We start from the raw sequence: 6802 nt of genomic DNA, 5'->3' as shown, positions 1-6802 counted from the left end.
CTAGGATGTTGGCTTAGAAGCAGCCACCATTTAAAGAGTGCGTAATAGCTCACTAGTCGAGTGACTCTGCGCCGAAAATGTACCGGGGCTAAATACACCACCGAAGCTGCGGATTGATACCGAATGGTATCAGTGGTAGGGGAGCGTTCTAAGGACAGTGAAGTCAGACCGTAAGGACTGGTGGAGTGCTTAGAAGTGAGAATGCCGGTATGAGTAGCGAAAGACGGGTGAGAATCCCGTCCACCGAATGCCTAAGGTTTCCTGAGGAAGGCTCGTCCGCTCAGGGTTAGTCAGGACCTAAGCCGAGGCCGACAGGCGTAGGCGATGGACAACAGGTTGATATTCCTGTACCACCTCTTTATCGTTTGAGCAATGGAGGGACGCAGAAGGATAGAAGAAGCGTGCGATTGGTTGTGCACGTCCAAGCAGTTAGGCTGATAAGTAGGCAAATCCGCTTATCATAAAGGCTGAGCTGTGATGGGGAAGCTCCTTATGGAGCGAAGTCTTTGATTCCCCGCTGCCAAGAAAAGCTTCTAGCGAGATAAAAGGTGCCTGTACCGCAAACCGACACAGGTAGGCGAGGAGAGAATCCTAAGGTGTGCGAGAGAACTCTGGTTAAGGAACTCGGCAAAATGACCCCGTAACTTCGGGAGAAGGGGTGCTTTCTTAACGGAAAGCCGCAGTGAATAGGCCCAAGCGACTGTTTAGCAAAAACACAGCTCTCTGCGAAGCCGTAAGGCGAAGTATAGGGGGTGACACCTGCCCGGTGCTGGAAGGTTAAGGAGAGGGGTTAGCGTAAGCGAAGCTCTGAACTGAAGCCCCAGTAAACGGCGGCCGTAACTATAACGGTCCTAAGGTAGCGAAATTCCTTGTCGGGTAAGTTCCGACCCGCACGAAAGGTGTAACGATTTGGGCACTGTCTCAACCAGAGACTCGGTGAAATTATAGTACCTGTGAAGATGCAGGTTACCCGCGACAGGACGGAAAGACCCCGTGGAGCTTTACTGTAGCCTGATATTGAATTTTGGTACAGTTTGTACAGGATAGGCGGGAGCCATTGAAACCGGAGCGCTAGCTTCGGTGGAGGCGCTGGTGGGATACCGCCCTGACTGTATTGAAATTCTAACCTACGGGTCTTATCGACCCGGGAGACAGTGTCAGGTGGGCAGTTTGACTGGGGCGGTCGCCTCCTAAAGTGTAACGGAGGCGCCCAAAGGTTCCCTCAGAATGGTTGGAAATCATTCGTAGAGTGCAAAGGCATAAGGGAGCTTGACTGCGAGACCTACAAGTCGAGCAGGGACGAAAGTCGGGCTTAGTGATCCGGTGGTTCCGCATGGAAGGGCCATCGCTCAACGGATAAAAGCTACCCCGGGGATAACAGGCTTATCTCCCCCAAGAGTCCACATCGACGGGGAGGTTTGGCACCTCGATGTCGGCTCATCGCATCCTGGGGCTGTAGTCGGTCCCAAGGGTTGGGCTGTTCGCCCATTAAAGCGGTACGCGAGCTGGGTTCAGAACGTCGTGAGACAGTTCGGTCCCTATCCGTCGTGGGCGTAGGAAATTTGAGAGGAGCTGTCCTTAGTACGAGAGGACCGGGATGGACGCACCGCTGGTGTACCAGTTGTTCTGCCAAGGGCATAGCTGGGTAGCTATGTGCGGAAGGGATAAGTGCTGAAAGCATCTAAGCATGAAGCCCCCCTCAAGATGAGATTTCCCATAGCGTAAGCTAGTAAGATCCCTGAAAGATGATCAGGTTGATAGGTTCGAGGTGGAAGCATGGTGACATGTGGAGCTGACGAATACTAATAGATCGAGGACTTAACCATATAATATGAAGCAATGTTATCTAGTTTTGAAAGAATATAAAAAACTTGTTGACTTTAAAAGTTAAATAAGTTAAAATGATTCTTGTCTTAAATGAATACAGTCTGGTAATGATGGCAGAGAGGTCACACCCGTTCCCATACCGAACACGGAAGTTAAGCTCTCTAGCGCCGATGGTAGTTGGGACCTTGTCCCTGTGAGAGTAGGACGTTGCCAGGCAAATGGAGGATTAGCTCAGCTGGGAGAGCACCTGCCTTACAAGCAGGGGGTCGGCGGTTCGATCCCGTCATCCTCCACCATTTAGCCGACTTAGCTCAATTGGTAGAGCAACTGACTTGTAATCAGTAGGTTGGGGGTTCAAGTCCTCTAGTCGGCACCAGAAATCATGGCGGTTGTGGCGAAGTGGTTAACGCACCGGATTGTGGCTCCGGCATTCGTGGGTTCGATTCCCATCAGTCGCCCCATTTTTCTTAAATAAATTAATATGCGGGTGTGGCGGAATTGGCAGACGCACCAGACTTAGGATCTGGCGCCTTTGGCGTGGGGGTTCGACTCCCTTCACCCGCACTTTTAATTAAATAACTCATAAATGTCTTGCGGAAGTAGTTCAGTGGTAGAATACAACCTTGCCAAGGTTGGGGTCGCGGGTTCGAATCCCGTCTTCCGCTCCAATTTTCAATATGACATGCCGGGGTGGCGGAACAGGCAGACGCACAGGACTTAAAATCCTGCGGTGGGTGACCACCGTGCGGGTTCGACCCCCGCCCTCGGCACCATATGCGCCCGTAGCTCAATTGGATAGAGCGTTTGACTACGGATCAAGAGGTTAGGGGTTCGACTCCTCTCGGGCGCGCTTTTATTAACGGGAAGTGGCTCAGCTTGGTAGAGCACCTGGTTTGGGACCAGGGGGTCGCAGGTTCAAATCCTGTCTTCCCGATATTCCCAAAAAACATGGGGCCTTAGCTCAGCTGGGAGAGCGCCTGCCTTGCACGCAGGAGGTCAGCGGTTCGATCCCGCTAGGCTCCACTTATATTAATATCATTTATGGCGGTGTAGCTCAGCTGGCTAGAGCGTACGGTTCATACCCGTGAGGTCGGGGGTTCGATCCCCTCCGCCGCTACCATAAAGGACCTTTAGCTCAGCTGGTTAGAGCAGACGGCTCATAACCGTCCGGTCGTAGGTTCGAGTCCTACAAGGTCCACCATTAGACGTATATATCTCGGAGGTATACCCAAGTTCGGCTGAAGGGATCGGTCTTGAAAACCGACAGGCGGCGAGAGTCGCGCGGGGGTTCGAATCCCTCTACCTCCTCCATTTTTTCTAAAGTGAATATTTTATCATCGCGGGGTGGAGCAGCACGGTAGCTCGTCGGGCTCATAACCCGAAGGTCGCAGGTTCAAATCCTGTCCCCGCAACCAAATGGTCCCGTGGTGTAGTGGTTAACATGCCTGCCTGTCACGCAGGAGATCGCCGGTTCGACCCCGGTCGGGACCGCCATTTTTTACATAAAGGCTCGGTAGCTCAGTCGGTAGAGCAGAGGACTGAAAATCCTCGTGTCGGCGGTTCGATTCCGTCCCGAGCCACCATTTTGAAATCACGAGCCGACTTAGCTCAATTGGTAGAGCAACTGACTTGTAATCAGTAGGTTGGGGGTTCAAGTCCTCTAGTCGGCACCACTTTCAAAATGAGCCATTAGCTCAGTTGGTAGAGCATCTGACTTTTAATCAGAGGGTCGAAGGTTCGAGTCCTTCATGGCTCACCATTTACAATTTAATGCGGGTGTAGTTTAGTGGTAAAACAAGAGCCTTCCAAGCTCTGGTCGAGAGTTCGATTCTCTTCACCCGCTTTTCAATTATGGGCCTATAGCTCAGCTGGTTAGAGCGCACGCCTGATAAGCGTGAGGTCGATGGTTCGAGTCCATTTAGGCCCACCATAATTGTTCCGCAGTAGCTCAGTGGTAGAGCTATCGGCTGTTAACCGATCGGTCGTAGGTTCGAGTCCTACCTGCGGAGCCATATTTATAGAGAAGTACCCAAGTGGCTCAAGGGGCTCCCCTGCTAAGGGAGTAGATCGCGAACGCGGTGCGAGGGTTCGAATCCCTTCTTCTCTGCCAGAATTGGCCCGTTGGTCAAGTGGTTAAGACACCGCCCTTTCACGGCGGTAACACGGGTTCGAATCCCGTACGGGTCATACTAAAAGAGATAGCATAATCTGCTATCTCTTTTTTGTTGTATAAAGGTGGACTTTGGATAGTCTGCATCTTTTATGCAATAGAAGAAATATGAAAAGACAGCTTTTTTATGTTGTCAGTATTGTCGAGTTTTGTCGGTAAGTCGATATATTGCAAAAATCGCTGATATAATTTGAGTTACGATCGATAAATTTTAATAATCGCTGATATATTTGGAGTTACGGTCGATATATTCTAAAAATCGCCGATATAATTTCACTTACCGACGAAAAACACAAGAAAAACCCTTTCACAATCTAAAGAAAACGCCTCCATTGAAATGGATTCCACACCTGTTCCAATAACTTTACACTCTATGTGAAAAAGTTCACAAATAGGTCATAATTTGTGAAGTAATTCACAATAATACATGCTACAATATGAATGTAAAGAAGTTAAACAACATTAAATTAGTATTTTAATTAATTACTTAAACAATCATAAAAAAATATATGTGAACAATAGAGAGGGGAAATTACCATGAAAAAAGGTATCAATCGTGTAGTATTAGTAGGAACAGGAGCTGTAGGTTGTAGTTACGCTTACTCAATGATCAACCAAGGTGTAGCTGAAGAATTCGTATTAGTAGATGTTAATGAAGCAAAAGCAGAAGGGGAAGCAATGGACTTAAGTCATGCGGTACCATTCTCTCCATCACCAACAAAAGTTTGGAGCGGTAGCTATGCAGATTGTAAAGATGCAGATTTAGTTGTTATCACTGCTGGGTTACCACAAAAGCCAGGTGAAACTCGTTTAGACTTAGTTGAGAAAAATACAAAGATCTTTAAACAAATCGTTCGCGGCATTATGGATAGCGGATTCGATGGAATCTTCTTAATCGCAACTAACCCAGTTGATATTTTAACTTACGTAACTTGGAAAGAATCTGGTTTACCGAAAGAGCGCGTAATCGGTTCTGGTACTACTTTAGACTCTGCTCGTTTCCGTTACATGTTAGGTGACTACTTAGATGTAGATCCACGCAACGTTCATGCTTACATCGTTGGTGAACACGGTGACACTGAACTTCCAGTATGGAGCCACGCTACTATCGGTGTACAAAAATTAGAAACAATCTTAGCTAACAACGAACAGTACAAACAAGAAGACTTAGACAAAATCTTCGAAAACGTACGTGATGCAGCTTACCATATCATCGAGCGTAAAGGTGCAACTTACTACGGAATCGGTATGTCACTACTTCGTGTAACTAAAGCAATCTTAAACAACGAGAACAGCGTATTAACTGTATCTGCATACCTTGAAGGTCAATACGGCGAGAAAGATGCTTACGTAGGTGTTCCAGCTGTAATTAACCGCGAAGGTGTACGTGAAATCGTAGAACTTGAGCTAAATGAAGAGGAAAAAGCGAAATTCGCTCATTCTGTAAAAGTATTAAAAGAAACAATGGCACCAGTACTATAATAATTGCTAAATAATTCAGAGGTGGGAAACTGCTTCTTACCTCTGAACTTATATAATTTGATATAAATTCCTTTTCCGGTATCCCTTGTATATCCCCAATATACCCCTTTTGCTGGATAAGGGTCGTTTATAGAAAAGAGCACTCTATTTTACGTAGAGTGCTCTTTATTATTCCGCTATTTGTCGGGCAGTAAAAACCCACTGATTAAAGTTTCATTTTATTATTTTTTAGGTGTTAATCCTAATTTCTTTAAAATATCTGCCAGTGTACCGCTTTTGGATTTTCCTACAGGTGTTTGTGATTTAGATGCATCTGGACCTTTTTTCAAGAAGTTCCTTTCAACGAAGCGAATATCTTTTTCGTCGACAATACCATCTTTATTAAGGTCTCCGTCTTTTACAGTTAGTCCTTTTTTACCATAGTTGCTAGCGATAATTTCAGCATCTTTAATATCGATTACTTTATGAGCATTTACATCGCCAGCAAGGTTTTCGTCAGGTCTTGCATAATAATATTGGCCAAGCAGCTTACCGTCTTTTTCAGTACCAAGTTTCGTTGTTAGGCGGCTTGTTAAATGTCCTGGCACCTCTACATATAAGTGATAGTCGCGTTTATTAACTGGAAGTCCATTTAGTTTGAAGTATCCGTATTTATCTAGTGAGCCTTCAAACTTATGACGGTAAGAATCAGTCGCATATACTTTTACGCCAAGCTTTGTATAATCGAACTTTTCATCTAAATATTCGCGTTCATTTAAGAACGCACCAGGTTTAATATTTCCTTCTACTAGTGAGTTTAAGGACATAACTGAGAATGTTTGATCTTGAAGTACACGCATTCTATTTGGTTCTGATTCACCTTGTTTCCAGTAAACAAAAATTGGTGACTCTAATTGAGCGTTTGCTTCATAAAATTCATCATTTTCTACTTTGAAAGTTACATCAATGAACGGGAAATCACCATCTAATCCAGCAAAGTTTTTGTCATCGATAGCGCTGCCAACTGTAACAGAACCTGCCTCTAGTTTCGGTTCATTTACTTTTGCGGTTACTCCTTTTTCGGAAAGTAGCTTTTCAAAAGCAGGATTAAATTTCGCATTTCAATAACATTGTGACAAAAAATATTGAGAAACATTTTTTTATGACGGATTATTTTGTTTTGATTTTGAGTGGAAAATAGCATGAAAAATAGGATAAACATAATAAAATAAAGGTTGAGAAAAAAATAATAGGCGGAAATATAGAAGTAGAATGAAGCGTTTACAATGAATATTCGTCAAAATTCGATATTTTACACGGAAATGTGAAGAAAAACTAACATTT

The 6802-nt window shown here is 45.3% G+C and carries 1 protein-coding gene, 22 tRNA genes, 2 rRNA genes and 1 pseudogene (1 of these 26 cut by a window edge); 25 read left to right on the top strand and 1 reads right to left on the bottom strand.

Annotation, left to right across the window (positions count from 1 at the left end; genetic code table 11):
• The 25 genes from MKY21_RS24590 to MKY21_RS24470 all read left to right on the top strand — a co-directional run.
• A 23S ribosomal RNA gene (locus tag MKY21_RS24590) occupies positions 1–1826 on the top strand (it extends 1097 nt beyond the left edge of the window).
• A gap of 101 nt (positions 1827–1927) precedes the next feature.
• A 5S ribosomal RNA gene (gene rrf, locus MKY21_RS24585) occupies positions 1928–2043 on the top strand.
• Between the two features lie 4 nt (positions 2044–2047).
• Positions 2048–2123: transfer RNA gene (locus MKY21_RS24580), tRNA-Val, on the top strand.
• Positions 2124–2127: 4 nt separating this feature from the next.
• Positions 2128–2203: transfer RNA gene (locus tag MKY21_RS24575), tRNA-Thr, on the top strand.
• Positions 2204–2212: 9 nt separating this feature from the next.
• Positions 2213–2288: transfer RNA gene (locus tag MKY21_RS24570), tRNA-His, on the top strand.
• 22 nt (positions 2289–2310) lie between these two features.
• Positions 2311–2391: transfer RNA gene (locus MKY21_RS24565), tRNA-Leu, on the top strand.
• 29 nt (positions 2392–2420) lie between these two features.
• A tRNA-Gly gene (locus tag MKY21_RS24560) sits at positions 2421–2495 on the top strand.
• A gap of 16 nt (positions 2496–2511) precedes the next feature.
• A tRNA-Leu gene (locus tag MKY21_RS24555) sits at positions 2512–2600 on the top strand.
• Positions 2601–2603: 3 nt separating this feature from the next.
• Positions 2604–2677, top strand: a tRNA-Arg gene (locus MKY21_RS24550).
• A 10-nt stretch (positions 2678–2687) separates the two neighbouring features.
• Positions 2688–2761, top strand: a tRNA-Pro gene (locus MKY21_RS24545).
• 16 nt (positions 2762–2777) lie between these two features.
• A tRNA-Ala gene (locus MKY21_RS24540) sits at positions 2778–2850 on the top strand.
• Between the two features lie 20 nt (positions 2851–2870).
• Positions 2871–2947, top strand: a tRNA-Met gene (locus MKY21_RS24535).
• 4 nt (positions 2948–2951) lie between these two features.
• Positions 2952–3028 (top strand) — tRNA-Ile (locus MKY21_RS24530).
• Positions 3029–3045: 17 nt separating this feature from the next.
• A tRNA-Ser gene (locus tag MKY21_RS24525) sits at positions 3046–3138 on the top strand.
• A 27-nt stretch (positions 3139–3165) separates the two neighbouring features.
• Positions 3166–3242: transfer RNA gene (locus MKY21_RS24520), tRNA-Met, on the top strand.
• Between the two features lie 3 nt (positions 3243–3245).
• Positions 3246–3321 (top strand) — tRNA-Asp (locus MKY21_RS24515).
• 13 nt (positions 3322–3334) lie between these two features.
• Positions 3335–3410, top strand: a tRNA-Phe gene (locus MKY21_RS24510).
• 14 nt (positions 3411–3424) lie between these two features.
• Positions 3425–3500: transfer RNA gene (locus MKY21_RS24505), tRNA-Thr, on the top strand.
• A gap of 10 nt (positions 3501–3510) precedes the next feature.
• Positions 3511–3586 (top strand) — tRNA-Lys (locus MKY21_RS24500).
• Between the two features lie 13 nt (positions 3587–3599).
• Positions 3600–3670 (top strand) — tRNA-Gly (locus MKY21_RS24495).
• A gap of 10 nt (positions 3671–3680) precedes the next feature.
• Positions 3681–3757 (top strand) — tRNA-Ile (locus tag MKY21_RS24490).
• Between the two features lie 7 nt (positions 3758–3764).
• Positions 3765–3839, top strand: a tRNA-Asn gene (locus MKY21_RS24485).
• A 7-nt stretch (positions 3840–3846) separates the two neighbouring features.
• Positions 3847–3937: transfer RNA gene (locus tag MKY21_RS24480), tRNA-Ser, on the top strand.
• A 5-nt stretch (positions 3938–3942) separates the two neighbouring features.
• A tRNA-Glu gene (locus MKY21_RS24475) sits at positions 3943–4014 on the top strand.
• Positions 4015–4534: 520 nt separating this feature from the next.
• The gene (locus MKY21_RS24470) at positions 4535–5479 is read left to right on the top strand and encodes an L-lactate dehydrogenase (RefSeq protein ID WP_000715339.1); all 945 of its coding nucleotides are present in this window, start codon (positions 4535–4537) and stop codon (positions 5477–5479) included.
• Between the two features lie 221 nt (positions 5480–5700).
• Here MKY21_RS24470 and MKY21_RS24465 read toward each other — a convergent pair.
• Positions 5701–6579 (bottom strand): annotated as a pseudogene (locus MKY21_RS24465) (S8 family serine peptidase); the annotation flags it as partial.
• Positions 6580–6802: the final 223 nt, after the last annotated feature.

This window comes from Bacillus sp. FSL R9-9497 (assembly GCF_038005805.1).
GTDB lineage: Bacteria > Bacillota > Bacilli > Bacillales > Bacillaceae_G > Bacillus_A > Bacillus_A cereus.
The sequence above is the reverse complement of the archived record's forward strand: the minus strand, read 5'-3'. Positions and strand labels throughout refer to the sequence as shown.

What these genes read in the sequence shown, in the direction of transcription:
- MKY21_RS24470 (WP_000715339.1), top strand. Translation starts at nt 4,535, where the DNA reads ATGAAAAAAGGTATCAATCGTGTAGTATTAGTAGGAACAGGAGCTGTA.